At 60.8% G+C, this 23630-nt stretch carries 13 protein-coding genes; all 13 read left to right on the top strand.

Going from position 1 to position 23630, the window contains the following annotated elements; genetic code table 11:
* Window positions 1-179: 179 nt before the first annotated feature.
* The 13 genes from EV671_RS24655 (at window position 180) to EV671_RS24595 (ending at window position 23542) form a co-directional block, all read left to right on the top strand.
* Window positions 180-2525, top strand: a complete 2346-nt coding sequence (locus tag EV671_RS24655) for a hypothetical protein (protein WP_132576568.1) — start codon at window positions 180-182, stop codon at window positions 2523-2525.
* 10 nt (window positions 2526-2535) lie between these two features.
* Window positions 2536-3537: a hypothetical protein gene (locus EV671_RS24650; RefSeq protein WP_132576567.1), complete on the top strand. Its 1002-nt coding sequence runs from the start codon at window positions 2536-2538 to the stop codon at window positions 3535-3537.
* Window positions 3538-3879: 342 nt separating this feature from the next.
* Window positions 3880-4341 carry a hypothetical protein gene (locus tag EV671_RS24645; protein WP_132576566.1) on the top strand — a complete coding sequence of 154 codons (462 nt, stop codon included), beginning with the start codon at window positions 3880-3882 and terminating at the stop codon, window positions 4339-4341.
* Window positions 4342-4386: 45 nt separating this feature from the next.
* On the top strand, window positions 4387-5025 hold the full coding sequence (locus EV671_RS24640) for a GIY-YIG nuclease family protein (protein WP_132576565.1): 639 nt from the start codon (window positions 4387-4389) through the stop codon (window positions 5023-5025).
* Window positions 5026-5307: 282 nt separating this feature from the next.
* Window positions 5308-5829 (top strand): KOW domain-containing RNA-binding protein, encoded by a 522-nt coding sequence (locus tag EV671_RS24635; RefSeq protein WP_132576564.1) that lies wholly within the window; start codon window positions 5308-5310, stop codon window positions 5827-5829.
* 299 nt (window positions 5830-6128) lie between these two features.
* Window positions 6129-9284: a hypothetical protein gene (locus tag EV671_RS26895; protein ID WP_165917711.1), complete on the top strand. Its 3156-nt coding sequence runs from the start codon at window positions 6129-6131 to the stop codon at window positions 9282-9284.
* Between the two features lie 1057 nt (window positions 9285-10341).
* Window positions 10342-12105 (top strand): HsdM family class I SAM-dependent methyltransferase, encoded by a 1764-nt coding sequence (locus EV671_RS24625; RefSeq protein ID WP_132576563.1) that lies wholly within the window; start codon window positions 10342-10344, stop codon window positions 12103-12105.
* A gap of 12 nt (window positions 12106-12117) precedes the next feature.
* A complete protein-coding gene (locus EV671_RS24620) occupies window positions 12118-14892 on the top strand; it encodes a hypothetical protein (protein ID WP_207911247.1) in 2775 nt (924 codons plus the stop codon).
* Window positions 14876-19114, top strand: coding sequence for a DEAD/DEAH box helicase (locus EV671_RS24615; protein WP_132576562.1), 4239 nt, complete (start codon window positions 14876-14878; stop codon window positions 19112-19114). The genes EV671_RS24620 and EV671_RS24615 overlap by 17 nt, the downstream gene beginning before the upstream one ends.
* Window positions 19115-19124: 10 nt before the next feature.
* Complete coding sequence (locus tag EV671_RS24610) at window positions 19125-21326, top strand: hypothetical protein (RefSeq protein ID WP_132576561.1); 2202 nt, start codon at window positions 19125-19127, stop codon at window positions 21324-21326.
* A gap of 13 nt (window positions 21327-21339) precedes the next feature.
* Window positions 21340-22614 (top strand): hypothetical protein, encoded by a 1275-nt coding sequence (locus EV671_RS24605; protein WP_132576560.1) that lies wholly within the window; start codon window positions 21340-21342, stop codon window positions 22612-22614.
* Entirely contained in the window at window positions 22611-23099 is a 489-nt protein-coding gene (locus tag EV671_RS24600; RefSeq protein WP_132576559.1) for a three component ABC system middle component, read from the top strand. Before EV671_RS24605 ends, EV671_RS24600 begins: the two co-directional genes overlap by 4 nt.
* Window positions 23096-23542 (top strand): hypothetical protein, encoded by a 447-nt coding sequence (locus tag EV671_RS24595; protein WP_132576558.1) that lies wholly within the window; start codon window positions 23096-23098, stop codon window positions 23540-23542. The genes EV671_RS24600 and EV671_RS24595 overlap by 4 nt, the downstream gene beginning before the upstream one ends.
* Window positions 23543-23630 lie beyond the last annotated feature (88 nt).

The following is a 23630-nucleotide window of genomic DNA, read 5'->3' as shown; positions in this document are numbered from 1 at the left end:
TCGGCATGGGCGGGGCAATACGACGTCAGTTCGAGCAAGTAAAACGTCGACACGAAGCCGCGTCGAAATCGTCTACTTGTTCAGCACAGCCTTAAGCCACGGTGAGGTGATGTTTCAGGAACAATGAACACACGGTCGCGTCGTGCGTCACTGCAAAACCAAACAGGAATGCTGCCTGCATGGAAACGGTTCGAGTCAACATTGCTTACAGACCGCTACGCATCTGCTGGGCCATCAAGGCCGGCGACAAGGAGGGCTTCCGAAAGGCTGTGCGACAGTCCCACGCGTTGTGGGGCGGTCGATTCAATCCGATTGTCGTCGTCGATCGCGAATCGGAGGCGAAGCGCCTAGTCGAAGTCTTTCGGGCTGACATGATCTTCCCAATCGGTGATTCGGATGAAGTCAACGCGTTCGCCGCGAAGTTTCCCCACCTGATCAAGCCCTTCTACCATGACAGCATCTTCGTTGGGAAGGGCGAGGATGCCCATGCTCAGGTTCTCGACATTCAAAACGCCCTCGTCCATCTGCGAGAACGGCCGGAGTGGAAGGAACTCAAGGAGCGTGGCATCCGCCTCTACACGTGGAAGCCAGAGGATCCACTCGCTGACCTATTCTTGATGCAGCTCGGGGCATATCCGGCGGTCGATGACATTTCAATCGACTACGGTCAAATGCTGAAGAACGCTGCCGACGCGAGCGAATTTTCTATTGGGCCGAACGAGGAACTGCCAGCGGATATCCTGGACCATCCCAGCGTCTCCTACTTCGCGCGGCACGGACTTGAGAGGCACTACAGCTTTCGTCCGGGTTGGGACTACCCTGGCTTCTATTTCGGCGACGCATCGAATCTGGACGACCTCGTTGCGTTCTGGAACCTGAGGGCCTGTGACGTGGCCTTGTGGTTTGTCGATGCCAATCATGTTGGGAGATACGCGGCTTTCATCCCGGCTTGGCGACAGTCGGTAGAAGAGATGCTTTCCTATCGCAAAGACAAGTTCCCCGAGCATGTCGCAATCTGGTCGCGGAGGGAAAACCAGCCAAATGCGGAGGACACGGAGGCGCTGAAGGCCAGCTTCGGCGATGGGCCCCACACCATTTGCGGTGTCGGCGAGCTTTCGTGGAACGGCCTCAATGTTCGCCCTCCGATGATGCATTTCAGTGAGGTGGCGTCGCTCGGAGTTCTGGTCACCGAATCAGGCAAGCCGAGACTCTCATTCGGGCTGAATGACAAACCGTTTGCGGCAGACACATGGTTCCACTCGCAGCACCTAGTAGCCTCGCTGTCGTTCATAGGGGGTCTCTACAGAAACGAGGACTACACGCTTGATCCGCCCTACATCCCCGAGCTGAACGAGTTCTACGCGCGCACGATGCACTTTCAATACAACAAGCTTCGGATCGAATCCGAGCGCGTTGGCCTCGTGATTGATGCAGCGGACACGGATGCGTCACTGTATGCGCTGCCTGTGGCTGATCTTTTCAAGCGAGTCTTTGACCTCGCAGGTTTTGCGTCGAAGGTGAGTTCTGGTGGTCTGATAGCCCGGCAATTGATTACTCAGCTCGGCGGCGTGTCCGGCGCAATCGTGTTCAAGATTCCAGGTGTGCGGCGGCTGCTGAGGACGCATGGCCCGACGGCAGCGTTTACGAAGAAGTCAGCCATTCAACTGATCGGGGGAAAGGACCCAGATAACCAGGAGGCCTCCTTCAAGGACCACGAGAACCTCTACCTTGAGCCGCGTCCCCGCGGAGAAAAGCTCAACGCTGCGAGTGTTTTCAGCTACCTCGTTGAGAAGGGCCTCTTTCGCATCGGCGCTGAACTGACTTGCTCGCATTGCCAGATGGCAAGCTGGACTTCACTCGACGCGCTGCGGCAGAAGCTAACCTGCGAAATGTGCGGGCGTGAGTTCGATGCCACCAGACAGCTCGTGAATGCGGAGTGGCACTACCGACGCTCCGGCGTTCTGGGGGCGGAGCGCAACGCACAGGGTGCTGTACCCGTGACGCTGACTCTCCAACAGCTGGACGCCAATCTGGGCTCGACGTTTCGCAATCACGTCTATTCGCCTTCGCTGGACCTGACCCCAAAGAATGGCGTGGCGCTCCCAGCGTGCGAGGTGGACTTCGCGTGGATCGTTACTCAGCCCTACCCGGAAAGGACGGTAGTCATCTTGGCCGAATGCAAAGACCGGGGGCAGAAGTCAGCGAAAGACGGGGACGGCGGCACAATCGACGAGAAGGACATCCAAAACCTGAAGGCCGTCGCGGACGCCTTTCCGCAGGATCGCTTTGACACGTTCATCTTGCTGGCGAAGTTGTGCCCCTTCACCCCGCAGGAGATTGAGCTGGCCAAGTCGCTCAACGGAAAGTATCGGCGGCGGGCCATTCTTCTTACGGACCGCGAGCTGGAGCCGTATCACCTCTACGATCGTACTGGCAAGGTATTCAAGGTTGCAGGCCACGGGGAAAGCGCCGAGGATCTCGCGCTGGCTACTGAGTCGATCTTCTTCAACCCGCAGCCGGCGTAGTTGGTTGGCTATGACGGCATCCCTCGAAGAGCGGTTCACGCAATTCCTTGCATCGCTACCAGGTGCAGAGGCCATCGACAGCATGGTGCTGCCCGAGGACCCGGAACGCCGGCGCAAAGCCGATTTTCTGCTGGCGAAGCGTGAGGTTGTGCTGGAGCTGAAAACGCTAGCCGTCGATACATCGCACAAGGTCGAGGCTGCAGTAGACAAGCACCGCGAGCGGGACGAATTCCCGCTGTTCTTCAGGACTGCGGACGTGCGCAAGGTGCTCTCACACTTGCCCGACGGAGAGGACATCTACCGACGCATCGTCAATTCCATTGGCCGGTCCGTCGAAGAGGCTGTGCGTTCCGCGGAAGAGCAGGTCACCCATACCCGGCACGTCCTGGGCATACCCAACGCTATCGGCATGCTCGTCATCCTCAACGAGTCCGTCGAGATTCTCGATCCTGTCGTTGTCGGCCACCGCGTGGTACAGCTCATGCGCAGAGAACGGACCGGCAACTCTGATGCGGAAATGCTCGATTTCGTCTGGCTGCTGTTTGAAAGCCATGCTCTCGGCATCGTTGGGGGCGTACCGGCAATGCCCAGTATGCTGATACGGGGCGAACGGGCGGCACGGTTCCCCTGGTTTACGGCCTTTCATGCAGACGTTGCGGGAAGGTGGGCGGCGCTGAACAATGGCGTTGTTGTCGACGGCGGCAGCCCGGATCCAAAGGCGATGCGCTTCAGCGGTACCAGGTGCATCACATCATCGCTACCCACTGAGTCGCCCAGAGGCGAGGTCTGGCGAAGGGAGTACCGCGCTCGGCCCTACCTCCGCCACCTAGGCGATGACGCTGTGCTCGCGCATGGCGGCACGCTTATGCAGCGGCTCATGCCTCATTTCATGAAGGAAGGGCCTGGCTATGTTGCTGAGGTTGTCATGCCGCTGATGGAACAGTTCACGCATTTCCAGGAAGAAGCGAGCTTTCGCGCCCTCGATCTACGGAAGATGCCGAAGCCTGGGTAGTTCATGTACGCCGGGCGGTGGTTGCGCTGGAACGGATCAAATCCGGCAGAAACGCCTGTGCGGCTTAGACCTCATCTACGGCGACTCCTAGAGGCCGGAATCGTCAGAGCTGAAATGATCGGCTGCGTCGCGCTTGGCGTCCTCAAAGCGGTCGCTCGCGAGCAGCCGCAAATGGCCGTTAGCGTGAGCCCAAGGGAGTAGTCACCATTCAGGCGTTCTGTCAGCACGATTGCTGCGTCAGGAATTCGATGGCAACATCCGCCACAGACGCACCCTGACAGCCAAGTACGGTCGCCATAGTTAGACGCCTAATCCCGTGAATCATCCGAAGGGAGGGAGAGCATGAATCACCAGCAGATCGTAGAAATCGCAAACGCAACGAATAGGCTTGGCGCTGCCGCTGATCTCAATCAGCGTTTCCTTGCGCACTGCGCCAGCAATGCGACGCCGCAGGAGTTCAACACGCAACTTCAAGTCAACGACTCACAGATCACCATTCAGAGTTTCGGGTACATGGCGAGCGCCGCATGCCGGTTTGTCCGGGCGTCAGACGGTCGCTTCGCGGCCGAGTATGTCTTTCGAGTGCCGTTCGAGGATAAGCAAGTTGAAATCTGGCGCTGCTATCTCTCAGCCGACGGCCGCATCGTTGAGGATCTGAGCGGCAAAGACCCGGTGTGTGACTACGACAATGCGTACATCGCCAAGCACATCTGTGGCCGGGTGATGCTTGGCGTGCTTAGGTCGGCACTCTTTGCGTCTTCAGGGCATGAGGGTTTCGAACCCGCAGTTGCAGCCAACGAATAACTTGGCGGATGAACGCAATCAATAGCAGTCGAAAGGCGCGCTTCAATGGCTGAAATTGTCTATGTCCTAACGAACGAAGCGATGCCAGGCTTGGTCAAGATCGGACGGACAAGCGATGACGTGAGTACACGGGTCGCAAACTTGAGTGCTGCCACTGGTGTGCCACTCCCCTTCGAATGCTACTTTGCCGCCGAGGTGAAAGACTGCGCCAAGTTGGAGAAGGTGCTTCACCAGCTCTTCTCCGAAAACCGAGTAAATCCCAGGAGGGAGTTCTTCAAGGTAGAGCCGGAGCGCGTAATTCTCGCAATCAGCATCGGCGACTTCACGGAGATAACTCCAGGGGACTCAACAGTTGACAAGGAAGAGCAGGAAGCACTAGAAAAAATCAAAGCGCGCCGACCGAAAATCAAGCTTGATGCCATCGGCATCAAGGTAGGAGACACGCTGACGTTCTCCCGTGATGAGAACATCACTGCAACGGTTGCGGCGGGTGGCAAGATCATCTTCAAGGGTGAAACACTCAGCCCTTCTGCAGCGGCGCTCAAGGTGCTTCATTCACTCGGCTACAAGACCCCTTCAGCGAGTGGTTCTGAGTACTGGATGTTCGATGGTGAGCTTCTCGATGAGCGACGAAAGCGACTTGAAGCAAAGCAGTTTGAAGAGACTGCCACCGATGACAGCTAACAAATCAGTCAATGGGATTGTTTGCACCAAGGCGCAAGTCGCCCCTTATGTCGAACGTTGGGCGGCCGCTTTTGCGGGGGCGATACAGGCCAAATGGAAGTCTGCACCGGGTCGCTATGCAAAGCTTTGCATAGCGACCCAGCGCTGACCTTCACCCGCGCAACCGCATCGACGAGTTGCTGCCGTGGGTGGCTGCGGCGCGGCGGGCGGACGAGACCAGCGCGAAGGACATGGCGCCGGCGGCTCGGGCGCAAGGCCGGCGGGTATCGGCAGAATGCTTCCATGCGCATCAAACTGATCGAAGAGCTGCCCATGGCAACCAGCGCCGAGTTGTACCAGCTCAGTTGGGTCATCGACCAACTGCTGGCCGACCCAAGACGCATCGTCCAAGCACGTGCACAGCTGCACACCGGCCAGCAGGTCCAGTACCTGGGGTGGGCAGACGGCAAGCTGCACTCGGGACGAGTCGTCGGCATGCACGGGGACCACGTGGCCATCCATGATCCGGCCTACAGCAAGCCCTTCAAGGTGCACTACGCGGCGATCGTCGCCGAACCTGGCACGACGTCGACCGGGAGCGGCCCTGCTCCAGCGGAGGTCAAGTCCGAGAAACCAAGTCCGCCACCGGAAATCGCCGATCGTGCCGACTTCCGCGTCGGCGACCGCGTGACCTTCACCGACACGAAGCTGCAGCACCGTGTCGGCCTGATCGTGCGCGTGAATCAGCACACCGCGACGCTGAACAGCGACGGCCAGAAGTGGCGAGTCGCCTTCGGACTGCTCCGACACCTCGTTGACCTCTGATCGACGCGGCGCCGAGCACAGGCGTTCGACGGACCATCGCACCTGCGCAGAAGCATCGCGCCGCGCCCCTTCGGCCCCTTCGGCCCCTTCGGCCTCTTCGCGGCGACCGCGCTTCATCGATAGGGCCGACGAACCATTCGGTCGTCGAGCGCCCAGCCCAGGGCAGGCAAGCGCCGGTGTCGCCGCCGAACACCGGGCTTGTCCGCGCAGTCCCACTTCTAGGGAGAGGGCGCAAAATTCACCACCGTCGCGCTGGGGGAAGTCTTAGATTGGCGCCGTTCCGCAAGGAGGACACGGCCATGAAGACGCGCGCCAGAGCCAACAATCGCCGCCTGACGATTGATCCGCCCAAGTCCGGTGCTGGAACATCCGGGGCCGACTCGCATCAGAGCCCCGACTACACCGTCACCAAGACCCATTACGACGGTGGGAAGACGTTTCCTGACGTCGAGGTCGCGGTGATCTTCTGGGGCAAGTATTGGAGCAATACCGCCCCCGCGCCGAAGATCACCAGCGACACCTACTACCAGGCGTTCACGGGCATCGTCACGGGCCCCTACCTGACCGGCCTTCGCCAGTACGGCTCGGGTCCGGGCACGATGCTGGGCAAGTGGATCAACGATGCCAGCGACCCGAAGAACAACTATGCCGACAGTGACGTCGTCGACATGTTGACGAAGTTCCTCGACAACAACCCCGGCGTTCCGGCGCCGGCGAATGGCCACAACCGTTTCTATGCCGTGGTCACGCCGCCAGGGCTCAACAACGCCCTGCCGGACTTCGGCCAGCACCAGGACTTCACCTACAAAGGCGTCACCTCGACCTACTGCTGGATCAACGACGAAGGCACCCTCACCGACTCGGGCTCGACCGGGGTGGTCAACACCTTCTCCCACGAACTGGCGGAGACCTGCACCGACCCGTTCCTCGACGCCTGGCATGTCGACGGATCAGGCGGGGTATCCAACGACGAGATCGGCGACACCTGCAACAACGAGTTCGCCATCGTCCAGATCAACGGGCTGAAGGTCAACGTGCAGTGCTACTGGAGCGCGGCCGACAACGCCTGCATCCTGCCGCAGGGCACGCTCTCGTTCTTGATCAACAAGAACACCTTCGGACTCGATGAGGTGAAGGAGGCGATCAAGACCAGCAAGGGCGTTTTCACGAGCGCCTTCTGGCTGGCGCTCGATGGCTACAGCATTGATACCTTCAAGTCGTTCCAGGTCTCCGTGCCGACGCCGACCGGGCCTTTCGCCAGTCTGGCCGGTGTCACTATCAGTCCCACGCCCAAGAAGCCGGGCGATCCCGCACCGTCCACGCCCATCCCGGTCTATGAGGACCCGAACGACTCCTCGACGATCCAGCGGATCCGGTTTTCCTACGACGTCACTTTCGCCAGCCCGCTGGCGACGCCGTTCCCGGGTAGCGCCACGGAATACGCCCTGACAGCGACCTTCCAGACCGCCGGGGTCACCGTGCCTGCGCCCAATTCCCAGGACACCGTCAATTTCGAACTCGTCCCGGGGGCTGACCCGTATTTCTCGAACATCGACACCACCGACAACAGCGCCGTGGCCTGGTTGAGCCAAGACCTGCGCGTCTTCACCGTCACAAAGGGCGCGTCCGCACTTCCGGGCGACGCGAGCGCTCCGGTCTTCCAGAACAGCCAGACCCCGTACGACTACATCCAGCAAGTGATCGGGTACCTGAACGGAACCGACTCCTACACGGTGCCGGTTCCGGCCACGTCGCCCGACCCGCTCAACCAGCTGGAAGGGCAGAGCGGATTCGAGACGGGCGACTCCTCGGTGACGCCGCTCGACCCGTCCCACAAGCAGAACTACAACTTCGCCATCGCCCGGGTCCGCATGAGCAGCGATACCCAGGGGGATCCCGGCAAGGCTGACAAGGTTCGTGTGTTCTTCCGACTTTGGGTCGCACCGTCCTGCGACACCGACTTCGATCCGAACACGACCTATCTGAGCACACCGGCCTACCCTGCGCTTCCGACCGCGCCGCTGCCCTCGTCGGCCAGCCTGCCGCATGATCCGAGCGGCCAGGCGATCCAGACCCAGCCGTTCTTCGCGACGGACAAGGCTGGAACCCACGACTACGACGGCACGGTCGCCAACGCGAACATCCGGACCCTGGAGATTCCTGTCCAACCTGGCCGGGACTCCATCTGGGCTTACTACGGCTGCTTCCTCGACGTGTACGACGCGTCCAACCAGGCGCACTACTCGGGGACCCACCACTGCCTCGTGGCGCAAATTGCCTACGACAACGCGCCGCTGTTCTTTCAATCGGGCGTGGCGACCAACCCAGGCAATACCGACAAGCTGGCCCAGCGAAACATGCAGATCACGCTGTCCGGCAATCCCGGCCCCAAGCCGACGCACCGCATCCCCCAAGCCTTCGATTCACGGCCCAGCCCAGCGTACGGCGACCCGGGCGGCCAGCTGACCGGCCTGCCGGACGAGCTGATGATCGACTGGGGCGATACGCCCGCCGGCAGCGTGGCACATATCTACTGGCCAGACGTCGCGGCGAGCGATGTTCTTGCCCTCGCGAAACGGCTCTACGGCGCACATCCCCTTGTGGCGACGGACGCCAACACCGTGTCCTGTCCGGTCACCAAGGGCGTGACTTACATCCCGATCCCGTCGGCTGCCGGCAAGAATTTCGCCGGCCTCTTCACCGTCGATCTGCCGCTCGGGGTCAAGAAGGGCCAGGAGTTCAACGTTCTCGTGCGGCGGCTGGCGACTCAGACCGCTCCCCCGCCTGTCATCATCCGCAAGGGCCCGGCGACCGGCAGTCCGCCCGCTGCACCGGCGACCGGTACATCACCGCAGCCCGCGCTGCAGTGGCGCTACGTCACCGGCGCCTTCCAAATCAAGATTCCGGTCACCACCGAATCGGCGCTTCTCGGCCCCGAAGAGAACACCCTGGCGATCCTCAAGGCCCGCCTCGCCGCCATGCCGCTGCAGTCCCGGTGGCGGCCGGTCATGCAGCGCTACGTCGAATATGTGTCCGGCAGGGTCGATGGATCGGGAGGCAACGCCGCCAACATCCCCCCTTCGCTGCTTGGCGCGCCGCCGAAGGGCGGCGGCCACGGCCGGGACCATGACCATGACCATGACCATGACCATGACCATGACCATGACCATGACCATGACGATCATCATCATGCACATCGCTGCCACGAAGGCTTCGACGAATTCGAGGGCAAGATCGTCGGCCTCGTCTTCGATCGCTTCGGTGACTTCGAGGGCTTCCTCCTGAGCGTCGAGGACGGCGAGCGACGCTTTCAAAGCCGCGAACGGAACATCATGGAATTCGCGGAAAGAGCCTGGCGCCAGCGGCTTCGCGTTGCCGTGATTGCCGATGAAGATGAGCCGCAACGCGCCCTCACCCTGATCCTGCGGGAGCCTCCCGCCTCGCTAGGCGAGTGATATGCCCGGCTGACTACCGCCTCAGCCCGGCATCCTGGCGCGCCAGCATGTCTATCGCCGGCTGCGCCGGAGCGGGCCCTCGCTCGACCTGGTGCGCGACGCGGCCGCCCCGGCGGCAGACTCGTGGACCCGCGCCCTGCTCGCGCAGGTCGACCCAATCCGCCACGAGATGCGTTGCCCCTCCCTGTGGAAGCCTTCGGCATGAGCACTGACAAGACGCGCAAGTTGGCGCCGCTTTCACCTGGCCTTCGATGAGGCGCTGCTCAGCCTTGGTGAATCGCCCCGGGTTTTCTAGACACCCGCGAGCCGTTGGGAATGGCGTCCTTCGAACTCGACCGCCGAAGTGTCGCCGGCGGTGCCGTGGCGCCGCTAGGCGGCGCCATAGCGCCATCAGCAGCGCGTCCAGAACCAGGCTGGTGCGACGTATACAACGCCGTCACGCGCCTCATGCGCATGTTGCGCGACTGGCTACTTGAGTTCCAGCGAAGTACATGCGCGGCGCAAGTTGGTCGAGCTGCACCTGGCCAACAAGAGCACCATCGCGGCGGCGGCCATTGACCTAATCGGCCAGTTGCACGGCATCGAGCGCTAGGTAAAGCTGCTCACCTAGCAGCAGCGGCTACACGAGCGACGAACACGCGCAGCGCCCATCGCCCAGCGGTTGCCCTGCTACACGTGATGCGACGGTTGGGTTAGCGTAAAAAAAAGTCTGTAGACAGCAATCGGCGGCCACGTGCACGCCGCGAGGGAGCGCTGATGTTCATTCATGCCGTGGAGACGCCTCGAAAAATCAAGGTGAGCTTTGGCATTCCCAGCCTGGGCAGGAAGAACCAGATATCGCTGTGGCCGGCCTTGCCCGCCGACCGCGCCGGCGCTCTCGCTCCCAATACGACGAGCCAAAGACCAGGGATACCGATGGTTTCATAAGCTCGTGGCGCCACTACTATCGCTCTTCTAAAAAATCGCCTAGCGAAGACCAGGCAGGGAGGAACAGCATGACCATAAATTGGTCGACGAAGGGACATTACGTCCCCAAAAGGAGACGGGAGTTGACCTGATGGCGGCCCCGTCCAAGACCTCAATCACGCGACGCATCCGAGCCCTGGGCGCAGTGGCTCAAAAAAGCCACGCCGATGCATCGACGCTCGTTGGGACGCTGCTCCAGCTCTGGTGCGAGGAAGCCTTCACTGCGCTACCTGGCGCGAACCTTCCTTACTCGGAATCGCTCGCGGACGAACCCGCAGTACAGGCCTTTGCGGCGCTCCTGCCGCAACTGAGTTTCCTTGATGGCGCCTACTGGCTCAGCTCGGCGTACGCCATGCTGGCGGATGAGAGCTACCGGAAGAAGCTGGCGATGTACTTCACGCCAGCCTCCCTCACGGATGGACTGCTAGACGACCTTGCCGGACAAGGCGTCGACTTCGGCACGCAAGTCTTCATGGACCCCGCCTGTGGGGGCGCCGCGTTCCTTGCCCCCATTGCCATCCGGATGCGCGCCCAACTGGCCGCATGTGGTCTGAGGCCACTGCAGGTCCTGAAGCACATCGAGAAGCATCTCTACGGGTGTGACCTCGACGGGACACTGTGCGAGTTGTCGAAGCACTTCCTCTGCATGGCGCTGCACGACGACATCAAGGCGACGAAGTACGTACCGTCATTCAAGGTGGCGCCGGCGGACTCGTTGACGAGCCTTGAAGTGGGCCTCGGCGCGTTCGACGTAGTCGTGTGCAACCCGCCGTATCGAAAGATGACGGTCGACGAGCTTGAGCCACTTCGAAGCGCCTACGCCGACGTCATTGAGGCTCAACCGAACCTGTACGGCCTCTTCATCGCGCTGTGCGTACGGCTCCTCCGCGTGGGTGGGCGAGCAGCGCTCGTCACACCGACCAGCTTCCTCTCAGGTCGGTACTTCGGACGCCTACGCAAGTTCCTCATCCACAACGCAGACGTTGAGCACGTTGGGATGGTCAGCGACCGCCTTGGTGTCTTCATCGACGTCGAGCAGGAGACCGCACTGACGGTGCTGCGCCGCTGCGATGAGGCGGAGCGCCAAGAGGTTCAAGCCAACGTCTCGGTGGTCTCGGGCACCGGGCAGTACACCAGCGTGGGTGCGTGCAGCCTGCCGAACTCTGGTGCTGTCTGGCCGATACCTCGCGCCGTCGGCGACGTCGCGTTGCTCCAAGCTGCCTCGCAATCGCCCGCCCGGCTCGCGGACTACGGATACCGCGTGCGGATTGGCGCGTATGTCTGGAATCGGGACACGCGCCCCAAGTACGACTCGCTGCAAGACGCGAAGAAGGCCAAGGCGCGGACAGCGATGCCGCTGATGTGGTCCCGGGACATCGTTCCCGGCGGGACCGTGCGGCTTGAAGACACCTCCGCGACCACCGGCGAGCATCGCTTCGTCGACCTGGGGGACAAGAAGCACACCTCGGTCATCACGAAGCCGTGCGTCGTCTTGCAACGCGTGACGTCGAATGACCAACCTCGGCGCCTTGTCGCTGCCGCGGTGTCCCCCGGCGTGTTCGAGAAATACGGTGGCTTCATCGGCGAAAACCACGTGGTCATCCTCGAGCCAACGACCGATGACCCTGCCATCCCGCCAGACATGCTCGCGCGCCTTCTGAGCGTGCACTCCGTCGACCGCTTCTTCCGGTGCATTTCTGGCGCGACCAACGTGTCTGCGTTTGAGCTGAACCAACTAGCCCTCCCGAGCCCCGAGGTGCTTGAGAAGCCAATACCGCAAGGCTGGTCAATGGACGAAGCCGTACGCCACGCCTACGGCCTTCCCCAACAGAACCAAGCAGCGAACGAACCGTAGCAGGGACTCGGCATGCCCCCATTCAAGTCACTGGCTGACCGCCAGGCCGACCAAGCAAAGGCGAAAGAGAAGGCCGCTGAGCGCGCGCGCGGCTACGCCGCCAAGCCAGTCGGCGGCAAGCCGGGAGTCGTCAAGCTCAAGCCCCCTGCTGTTCCGAAGGCTGCGCCTCCCGCCCCGACTCGGCCACAACGACCCTGGGCACAGGTACGCAGCGGTGCGTGCCCATTGAAGTACCAGTCCCGAGCAGAGAAGCGGACCGTAGCAACGCAGCCCTGGGCGAAAGAGCTCGTGAACACGCTCCTCGACGCCGCCGACAAGGGAGGGGTGACGCTCTGCCTGACTTGGCCCGCCAAGTTGACCGCCCTGCCCTTGCTCCACGCACTGGCAAACGCTGAACGCATCTTCTCCAAGGACCTTCGCGGTGTGCGCACGCTGCTGTATCCGGGAACGCACGCCTGCCGCGGCCCTCTGCATAGCGTCCTAGCTGTCCGGGAAGGGCTGAGTGCCTTCTACCGAAAGCTCTGGGTCCAGCAGAGCGACGGCCGCTACGAGGCCGAATCAAGCACCGCCTCGCCAGCGTTCCTGGGCGCGCTCTGGGCCCTGAACGACTTGACGCAGCACAACCCCGACGCCGAGCACCCGTCGCTTGCCGAGTTGGTACCAACGTTCGTCTTCGACCCGGTGAAGCGGGCTTGGGGCACGACGGTGGAGAACCCGTTGGAGCGGACGCTCCGGAAGGTTGAGCGCCTGGCCCTGCGGCGCGATTTGCGCCAGCGCGTCGGCACAGAGTGGTCCATTCCCGAGAAGGCCCCCGGCGCGCTGATGGTGCTCCACCACACGGCAAAGAAGGACGACTGGCGCAGGGCTCTGAGCGCTCAAGCAGTGAGGACCGCGGCACGGCCCGAGGTCATGCTGCTTGATGCGACCGACGCTGCGGCTCGCACGAACTATTCAGCGGTCAAACGCATCCCTGACTTCCTCGCCTTCGCCCGCGAGAACGGACTTCCGGAAACGGGAGCGGTCATCGTGACTGATGACCCCAAGACGTTCTTCATCATGCGTTCTCAGCTGTGCGACGCGAAGGTCACGTTCACCACGAAAGTCTGCGCGGCCGAGGCAGAGCCAGAGGAGGCCCTGCTCTCAGCGCAAGCGGCGCCGGCTGGATGGGAACCCGCCCAACGGACGAACTCGAACTTCAACATCAGCATCGTCGACCGGGATGCCTCCCAAGTCGCCTTGAAGTTCCAGCGTCTGACAGCCAAGGCAGGCCCTGAAGAAAGCCCGGCCTTCCAGGCACTGCTTGAAGCGTGCCTGTACGTGCTGCGTCTTTCGAACATGCCTGCCGGCTACACCGACCTCACCACGCCGTCGGCTGAGGGCGGCGACGAGTTCAGCAGCCAGCAGAACGCATGGGCGCCCGTGAAGTTGAAGCTACTCGATGCGCTCGCGTCCGGCGCGCTGAATGAGTCGCGCGCAGAGATTGACCAGGCGCTGAAACGCGCTGAGAGCCTCATCGACGACTGGAAGGACGCAACGCCTATGGCGTCGCGAGTGCTCTCCGAGGTCCGGAAGCATGCCGTCACTGGGAAGCAGGGCATTGCCCTGGTCATGCCAAGCAACAGGTACGTTCGTCTTGCCCACCGCTTCCTGCAGCGGAAGCTCGGAGCAGACTGGGCCGCGGCGGAAGGCCGCATCGAGTGGCACACGCTGTCTGCCGTTGGCAAGACGCTTCACGGTGGGCAAAAAGGCAGGCACTTCGCGTTCGTCGGCATCAACGCCGACGTGCTTCGACTTCTTGTGACGCACCCTGAGGTTCCACATGGCACGGCGGTTCTCGTCGCCTATCGACAGGCTGAGTCGACGCTCACGACGTTGACGAGCCTGAAAGACGTAGACGCTTTCAAGGCCTACCGCGGCCGCATCGGCTTGCTGGCTCAGGAGCTCGACCGGCGGCTGCAGGAGGTGCCGAATCCGCTGGTCATCAACAAGCTGAGGGACATGTCGTTGACGTTCAGGTTCGACCGGAACGGACCCAGCGGCCAGGGCGGTGAGCAGGCGTATTTCAAGCTCGACCTTGAAGGGGGCGGGCGGACCTATGCGGCCGGCTGGGTCTATCGACACGTGCCTGACGAAGAACCTCCCTTCCGCCGCGCCGCAGCGAGCGCTATTGAGCCCGGCGACTTCATCTTCGACATGAGCGATGAGTTGCGCGCCAAGCTCGAGGCGTCCCTGCAACTGAACGCGAAAGGTGCAAGCTCGGTTGTCGACCCCGTGCGCATGCTCCTCAAGCTGTACCACGACGATGTGCAACGACGGTGTGCGTTGATGTTCAAGGCGACGAAGCGCTCGGTCCTGGCTCGCGAAATTCACGCAAGGATGGTGGCGCTGGACGCCAAGGCCGCCGAATGCCGACCGGGTCGCGTGTACTACTGGCTGGCGCTGCAGGCCAAGGACGATACGAGGCCGCATGCATCGAAGGATTCGAAGTTCTTCAAGGTCTTCTGCAGGGCTCTCGACATCAGCGACGAAGCTGCAGACCAGCACTGGGGCTTCGTGCGCCAAGCACGCCGACTAAACCAAGACCTGGGACGCGAGCTCGTGGCCAGGTACGCCGAAATTCTGTTCCAGCCGGAGAGCGCAGCAACGTACCGCAAGGTGCCTGTGGACGTCATCCGGCATTTGCAGCAGGAAGCACTCCGCTGCGTCTATCGCGTCGAGCACGTGACCCCACCCGCCGTTCGCGTTGCTGCAAAGAAGAAGGGAGAGCTCAGTGCCCATCCTCAGTAAGAACCCGCGCGACGACATCCATCCGGCCTACAAGGAGGCCGTGGTGGACAGCCTTCTCAACGGGCTGTCGGCGCGTCTCGCAGGCAGGGGCGACTTCTACAAAGTCATCTACGGCAGCAAGCCAAGCGCTGCGCTGATGTCCGAGTTCATCGTGCCGATGCCGTTGGAAGAGCGCATCGGCGATGAAGAGGCGGACCCCATCCGCATCAGTGCACACGGCATGGACTTTCAGGTCCGCGCCACTGCGACCGATGCCAAGCTGGGCGTGTCCGTGACAGGTGCAGTGTACGTCCGCATCCTGCCGCTCGAGGACGAGGTGAAAGCGGGTGGGCGCCTCGAAGCCAAGTTCCCCCTGACGCGCCAGGCCAGGGCGGACATTCGCGCGAGGGTCAAAGAAGCGCTGACCATGCTGGCCGCCGAGCTTCCTGGTGGCAAGGCCCATCCAGACTGGGCTGCAAAGAGCCAGGACGCCCGTCGCAAGGCATACGAGTCGCTCGGCCTCTCGTTCGACAACCAGCTCGATCGTGCGCCGGCCGACCAGGAGGCCGAGGCCGCTGAAGGCGAGACCGAGGGCGACCCCAAAGGCGACCCCAAAGGCGACAGCGACGGCGACGGCGACGGCGAACAAAGCGAGGCCCCTCCTGCTCAGGAAGTAGTCGGCGATGGCATGCCGGACGGTCTGGCCGAGGACATCCCGCCACCACCAAAGTGGCTTCGACTCAACCTCGCCCTTCCGGTTTTCGAGTTCACGCCCGCAACCGCCGAGGCAGATGCGGCAGGTGCAACCGCCGCGCTGAACGCTTCAATCGTCGAGCAGCTTGCCGCCTGGGCTTCGAGCTCAGACCCCGAGTCCGGGGGGAAGCAATGGGGGTACCGCCGCAGTCCAGTCCGTCCGTCAGATGTACGGAACTGGCCGCGGTATCTCGAAAGGGTCAGGGCTTCGAGCCTCGCTGTGCTGGTCCCGCGCATCGAGCTGCGCTGGGTCGTTGAGGCATCTCCGGACCCAGTTGACCCGTCGCGAATGACGGTGCATGTGGCCCTTGAGAACTGGACCGAACCACTCAGCAAGACCAACTTCAAGGAGCTGGAGCCGTCCCTCTTCCAGGTCGCAGTGACCGTGACCATGCCGGCCGCGGAGCACCAGTTCCTGCGTCTGGACCGCGTCAAGCCCTCCTACCGGTACAACCAGTACCTCAAGTACCCGGCCCTTGGCTTCAACAGCGGCGTCACGTTCACCGCCGACGGGGCTACGCATCGCCTCTCGACAACGTGGGCACCGCGGTACGTGCTGCCTCGCATCATTCCCACGGACGTGCCCGTGGAGCGAACCATCGCAAAGCTCGCCCACCCGGACTGCCTGACCGGGCTGAAACCTCTGCTCGCTGCGTATGAGGCCTGGCTGACGAAGGTCGAGAAGCACCCCGTAGACCAGGGCATTGACGGGCCGAGGGCCGCGGAGCAACTTGACGATGAAAGGTCAAAGCTCCACACCGACCTCCTGGCCTGGCGCGGTGAGTTGAGCGCCATTCGCTGTGGTCTAGAAATTCTCGAGAAGTCTCGCGCCCACTGGAGCGGCAAAGGCGTTCAAAAGTCCCGCCTAGGCATCCCGTTCGAAGCCTGGCTGTCGATGAACGACGCCATGGCAAAGGTGGCCGAGGCGAAGGGATACGACCAGTGGCGACTGTTCCAGCTCGCATTCATCTTGGCGTCTATTCCAGCCTTTGCCACGCGCCTTCCGGAGTTCCACGACTTCTACACGCCCGAGGTCGCGAAGCATGCCAACGCCGTGACGTTGCTCTACTTCTCGACGGGCGGCGGCAAGTCGGAGGCCTTCTTGGGCCTGCTGGCCTACGTGCTCTTCTTGGACCGGCTCAGAGGAAAGGACCGGGGCGTGTCCGCGCTGATGCGGTATCCGTTGCGACTGCTGACGCTCCAACAGGCCCGCCGGACCTTCGCGACGATGGGCGCAGCGGAGGCGGTTCGCCACGACCGTAAGCATCCTGGCGACCCTTTCTCGCTCGGCTTCTGGGTCGGGGGCAGCAACACCCCCAACTGGCATTCGGATGAGGCCTATAACGAGGTGCCTTCCGAGAAAGATGTGCCGCCCAAGGACGAGGCTTCGCAGAAGGAGGTCCAACCGTACAAGGGCGCCAGGGAACGCTGGCTGAAGCTCTCGTCGTGCCCGTTCTGCGGCAACAAGGACGGGAGCCTCCTCGCCCTACGTCGTCATTCCGGCGTCGGCGGCAACGCGATGGGCCACTTCTGCACGGCACCCGCGGCGAAGTGCTCGTGGAACGCTCGCTTCGCCCAGCCGACTCCCCTGCCCTTCTACATCGTCGACGAGGACATCTACGACCTCGCGCCGTCGGTCCTCCTCGGGACGGTCGACAAGCTTGCGGCAATCGGCCAGGCCCAAAGCACCATCCGGAAATTCTTCGGCATGTTTGGCTTCGCACCGCTGGTGAAGACCGGCAGTGAGCGCCTGTACGTGCCGATGAAGTCGAAGGACTGGGATGGCCACCCAGGGGCGAATAGCCGCGGCCTCTTCCCGTCGTTCGACAAAGGCGAGAAGCGCTTCTTCGACCCGTTCCCAGCGCTACTCATCCAGGACGAGGCGCACCTGCTGGACGAGTCGCTAGGAACGTTTTCGGGCCTGTTCGAGTCCGCGCTGGAGGCGGCGCTTGACCAACTCTCGCCGCTGCTGAAGAGCCAGCTGGCGTTCGAACCCAACTCGACATCGCGTCGACGCATCAAGGTCATCGCGGCCTCGGCGACGGTGAGCGAGCCCGAGCGGCAGATGCGCAACCTTTATCAGCGCGACAAAACGGTCCAGTTCCCGTACCCGGGCCACACGCTCTACGACTCCTTCTACGCGACGCCGCTACAACCTGACGCTGGCTCGGCAGACGTCGAGCGCTCCGCCATTGCTCAAAGCGACATCGAGACCCGAAGCCACTGGGCGCGCGTCTACGCATCGGTGTTGACCAACGGACACCGTCACACGGTGGCAATGGCGTCAGTCCTTGGTCACTACCACCTGATGCTCACCGGGCTGTATGTCCGCCTGCGCAGCGAGGACCCCGTCCTGCAGGCGGCGGCACGCGATGAGCTGGTGCGGTGGGTCTCACCTGGGGCCCTGCATGCGCAGTTCGTCCGGCTTTTGAGCACCGCAGACTTCGCGACCCTTCTAACACTGGTGGACCTTCACCGCATCGCGCTGACTTACGTCACCAACAAGAAGGGTGGCGACCAAGTCATCGACACCGAGAAGGTGCAGTTCGACAAGCTGCACAAGGCCGATGGGTACGACGAGAAAGCGCTGAACTCCGAGCTCATCTCCGGAGCGGTCTCCGCTGCGGACATCCAGGACATCGTGCGGCGCGCCGAGAAGCGCGTTGGAGTCAACCAACCGTTCCCCGACCTCAACGACACCTTGAGGTCCGTCATTGCGACGTCAGCCATTTCCCATGGCGTGGACGTGGAAGAGTTCAACGCGATGTTCTTCGCGGGCATCCCATCGGACATCGCCGAGTACATCCAGGCGTCATCGCGCGTTGGCCGGACGCACGTTGGCTTCTCTCTGCTGGTGCCCGTGCCGCAGCGCTATCGCGACAGGTTCGTCCTGGAGATTCACGACATCTTCCACCGCTTCCTCGAGCGGATGATTCTTCCTGCGGCCGTGGACCGCTGGGCTGAGAAGGCGCTGGTGCGGGTGATGCCGAGCTTCTTTCAAGAGTACGTCTGCGGCATGAGCGCCATCGAGCAACTGTGCGGTGCCGACGAAGCCCGGAAGCGCTTCAGCCCTACCTACGCAGGCGCGGACACGGTGCGAGATTTCCTCGATGTGCCTGCGAACCTCAAGGCCGCCGAGGCCTTCATGGAACGAGCGCTTGGGCTTTCCTTCTCGCCATCGCCAGAAGGGAAGAACTACTACCGCTCGCTGGTCAAGACCCAGTTGAACCTCTACCACCAGGACCTCGGCATCGAGAAATACGTCAACAGCACCCCCTTGGGCAAGTTCTTCGCGATGCGCAACAGCCTTCTGCGGCCCATGACCTCTCTACGCGACGTGGACCTGCCTGGGCTCATTCACGAATCCAGAGCCGATGCCGGCTACAGGCCGGTCAGCGACGGCATGACGGCGCGCGCGATGAAATTCATCCGCCGCGGTTCCGGGGCGGATGTCGACTCGACCGACGGCGCCACCGAGTCGCGCACCTGAGGAGGGGAACATGGCAAAAGCCAAGACGATGAATCGGTCGCGCAACCAGCTCGCGACCGCCTATGCGCCCGAGAGCTTCTTCACATTCGAGGGGGGCCTGGGGGCATGCATCGCTCGCTCGACGGCGGGCGAGTACATCCAACTCTCCGACTCGACGGTGGACCTGGTCTTCGAGCGCATGAGCGAGCTCGGCCGTGCGTGGTTCGACGCAGCCTCCGCGGCCCGGGACGGTGACCCCAAGAAGCCACGGGTGCTCCCAGCTCAGTGCGTCGAGCAAGCGCTGCTGGACCAGAGCAAGTCGCAGTTTCAGCTGCCTGGGCAAGACCGCTTCTACCTGTGCCGACCATCGCACATGGAGTACACGCCCGCGCCGCTGACGTTCGTATGCAGGACCTGCGGCATGTTCCAGGACTACGAGAGGCTCGCTGACCTCGATAAGGACCTTGAGAACCTCACGCCCGACGGATGCCCGAATCCTAAGAAGAAGGGCCAGTGCGACTGGGAGCAACTCGACGTCATCTTCGTCCACTGGTCTGGGCGATGGGAAGGCGCGTTCCCAGGCCAATGGCATTGGAGCGACCGCGATGCAAAGCTGGTTAAGCGGTACGACAGCTGCGTCTGCGGCAGCTCCCAGTTCAAGCTCAACCGACGCGCTGCCGGCATCGGTGATTGGTTCTTCGAGTGCGCCGCCTGCGACAAGCCGCTTTCGCCAAAGTGGCTCCAGAACGACCGGGATACGCTCCGCATCCTCGGACCTGCCAACGGCCCCGACCGCCTCACTGAGGTCCGGATGCAAGCCGCCCCGTACCGCGCGTCCAGCGCTTACTACGTCAAGGCGGACCTCTTCATTGACTTCAAGGACGGTAGCCAGCAGCTCCTTTCCAGGCTGCGGCCCGAGCGGCAGGCCGACCTCAAGGATTTCATCGCTACTCAGTTTGGGTTCGCAGTTCAGCCCATCACCGACGAGGACGTGCAGAAGGCCTGCGCAGACAAGCCGGAGTGCGCGAGGGACCTCGCAGACTACCTTCAGGCCGTCCAATCTATCGAGACGTTCTCGAAGATGGATGACGCGACGCGCATAGCGCTGAAAAGCTCCATCGACCTGTTCCACAGGACGAAGGAGCGGATATTGGACGACCTTCGCCGGCGGCAGATTCTGCTGGCCAAGGTCGAGCTGCCCGCCGATGTGCTCGCGAACCTACGGCAGAGACAGTCGCTGTTCGCATCCAAGTTTGACCCATTCCGCCTGGCGATTGAGCACGCCGCACTGAAGAGCACCCGGCTAGACGTTGAGACTCGCACCAACGGCAAGAAACCCTATGTCTCGTTCACGCGCTTGGACGAGGACCTAGCCCCGGAGGACAAGGACAAGACCGACGAGCGTCAGAACGAGACCCGCGTGCTCTTGGACAAACTTGGCCTGGAGGACATGGGGCTCATCCGTGAGTTCGACTTGTGCCGTTTCAGCTTTGGGTACTCGCGGATGGAGTCCACACCCGTGCTTCGCGACAAGCGTGGCATGGACATGCCCGTCCGGCTGAACCTTTTCCCTCCAGTGCGGCAGAACGACAGCAGCAGGTATCCGGTGTACGTAGTCCAGCAGGGCAACGAAGCGCTGTACGTGCGGCTGAAGGAAGAGCTCGTCCTCGAGTGGCTCGACAGCCTCGAGTGCCGCGACATGTTTAGCCTGAAGCCCGGCGAGAAGATTGGAGCGGGCCTGCTGAGCGTCGCGCGGCCCATGAACCCCTTCTTGGACAGCCTGCCCGAGACGGAGACGCCGCCAACCTACTACTACCTCTACACGCTGCTGCACAGCTACGCACATTTGCTGATGAAGCACATGTCCGAGTACTCAGGCTTGGACCTGGGCTCGTTGGGCGAGTACATCTTTCCCGCGGACCTCGCCTTCGTCGTCTATCGCAACGGCACGACGATGGACCTCGGCAACCTGTCTGCCCTGTGGCGCAACGCCGGCACCGCGATGCTCACGTCGATGCTCGGCAAGAAGGCGTCGCAGTGTGGAACGGGCTCGCTTTGCACTGAGCGCGGTGGCGCGTGCCCTGACTGCGTGATGGTCCCCGAGACGTCCTGCGTTGCCAGCAACAAACTGCTCTCGCGCTCGGTACTTCGCTCGATTGGTGGGCGCCCACGCCTCGACAAGCGCGGAGCTCCCATCCGCGGCTACCTCGACATGGTGAAGCAACAGCCCTAATGTCGACGTCGAAATGGAACCTCGGAACCAGCGCATCGACGTGTGCATTGGTGACCGTACAAAACTAGCAGCTTCTAGTATGGCTTCAAATAAAACTCACGCCGACAAAACCAACGCGGCAGACAAGAGTATTGGCTTCGATTACCAATACTATTATTTCTTGCTTCAAGTTCTTAATCTGAAGATCGGTCAGTCAGTTGGACTTGAGGTCAAAGACGATGTTCACACTGAACTGGACCAATACCGGAACATTTTCTACCAGCTGAAACATACCACCCAAGTTGCAGCGGACGGCCTTCCCGTGGCGCTCACCAAGCTGGATAAGGACATGTGGAAGACCTTCTACAACTGGGCGATGGTCATATCAGACAAAGCAGCGGGTCGCGAAAATACACAAAAACAAATCGAGTTTGCACGTCAATCTGAGTTTCATCTCGTCGCAAACAAGAAACAAAGCGATTCCAACACAATATTTGAAGCCATTAGCAAGCTGCAAACGCACTCAATTGCGATCGCCGACGCCAGATTGATATTGGAGGAGGCTGAACAATCGACTACTGATGAGAGCATCAAGGCTTATATCAAAAAAGTTTTATCTTTAGAGACATCTGTTTTAGAAAACTTTCTGCTTTCCATACGATTTGAATTAGATGTAATTGACATTATTGAGCTAGTGCATCAAGCAGTCCACGAATTCCATATAGATAAGGAAAAAGTTCCTGACGTCCTTGCATCAATCGACTCAAATTTGCGGGGGCACATCTTCGAGAAAGTCAAAGGCGGCGAAGCCGTCGTCCTTTCGTTTGACGATTTTCACGCTAAGTTTAGGAAGCATTTCACCGACGCAAGAAGCACCAAGCTGACTGTAAAACCATTCTTGCCTTCGATGCCTGACGATCTTTTTGCTCAAGTCTTCATCAAACGGTTGATAGAAGTTAAATACTTGAGTACGGATGATATGGAGATTGCGGCAGACTTGACGATAAAGAAACTCCAGCTAGCAATGCATCTGGATCATTGGGATAAGACAGGAGAGATTACAAGCAAAGATATTTCCGCCCTTCACAATGAAGTAAGAACTTTGTGGCATGGAAAATTTCGCGCAGATTTTATTGATTGCGAAGCCAAAGATATAGAGAAGATTGGGCGCGGCATCCTCCGGGATATGCTGGGGGCAACTTTTCCATTGTGCGACGATGTATTGTCTATCCAGCACAGCAACGGAGAAATTTACCACCTCTCCGACATTAAAGGGATTGGATGGCATAGGGATTGGGAGACAAAATGACTGAGTTTTATCGCGTCAATGACGAACGGGGGCAGTCGTCCAATAAGGAAGGGTCAACTTACAACAACTTTGCCATCTGTGCCGCTGGGCTTATGGCAATCCTTGAAGAAACTCAAACCTTACCGGTAGCCAAATCGCTTCTCGTCATGCCAATCATCATGCATGATTCAACTGTGCGGCAACTGGCAAAACAAAACGTACGCGCGCGCGAAGTTTCAGCATTGACGAGTACGAGGCCAGACCTATTCCTCAATTTCAATTCTAGGTTTTTGGCCGGCCTACCTCCCACGCTAAACGCCATCCAGTTGCTTGCAGAAGCAAAGTACATAGCGTTTAATGGCGAACTCGTACTAACAAAGCCTTTAGTATTTTCAGCCACAATAGGCGACCGTGCCACACGGATAAAGAAGGCCGCCAAAAATATTGCGGCTTTGCTCGCATCCCCCGTGGAAGAGCTTTACTTAAACCTGAGGATTGAGCTTTGAAATTTGCGATTGATACTATTACCCTTTGGTCCCATCGCAACGAAAAGCGGCAGCTTCATTTCAAACGCGGGAAAGTCAATGTCCTGACGGGCGGAAGCCACCGAGGCAAGAGTGCGATCCTAGACATCTTGGATTACTGCTTCCTTGGCAGTTCTCACAAAATTCCACTAGACATCATCAACGACAATACGTCTTGGTACGGAATCACCTTTGCCATAAACAAAAAAAAATACACCATCGCTCGACGAAGCCCGAATGGAAACACAGTTTCCAATGAAGTCTATTTCTCGTCTGTTGGCAACATTCCTGAGCAGCCTGCAGCGAACATTGCAATTGAAGAACTCAAGCTAATACTTGAAGCAGAATTCAGAATTGACGAGGCAGTTCGGGTTGCCTATGGTGGTGGAGCACTTCGCTCCGGTTCTAAAGTTTCCTTTACCTGAATCCGTGACCTCCAATTCGCACTGACGAGTTTCTGGGCTCAATGTGGACGCGAATCAGATCAGGCCGCTGCCACCGACGCTGCCACGC

This window comes from Roseateles saccharophilus (genome assembly GCF_004342485.1).
GTDB lineage: Bacteria > Pseudomonadota > Gammaproteobacteria > Burkholderiales > Burkholderiaceae_C > Pelomonas > Pelomonas saccharophila.
This window is presented reverse-complemented; position numbering and strand designations above follow the sequence as displayed.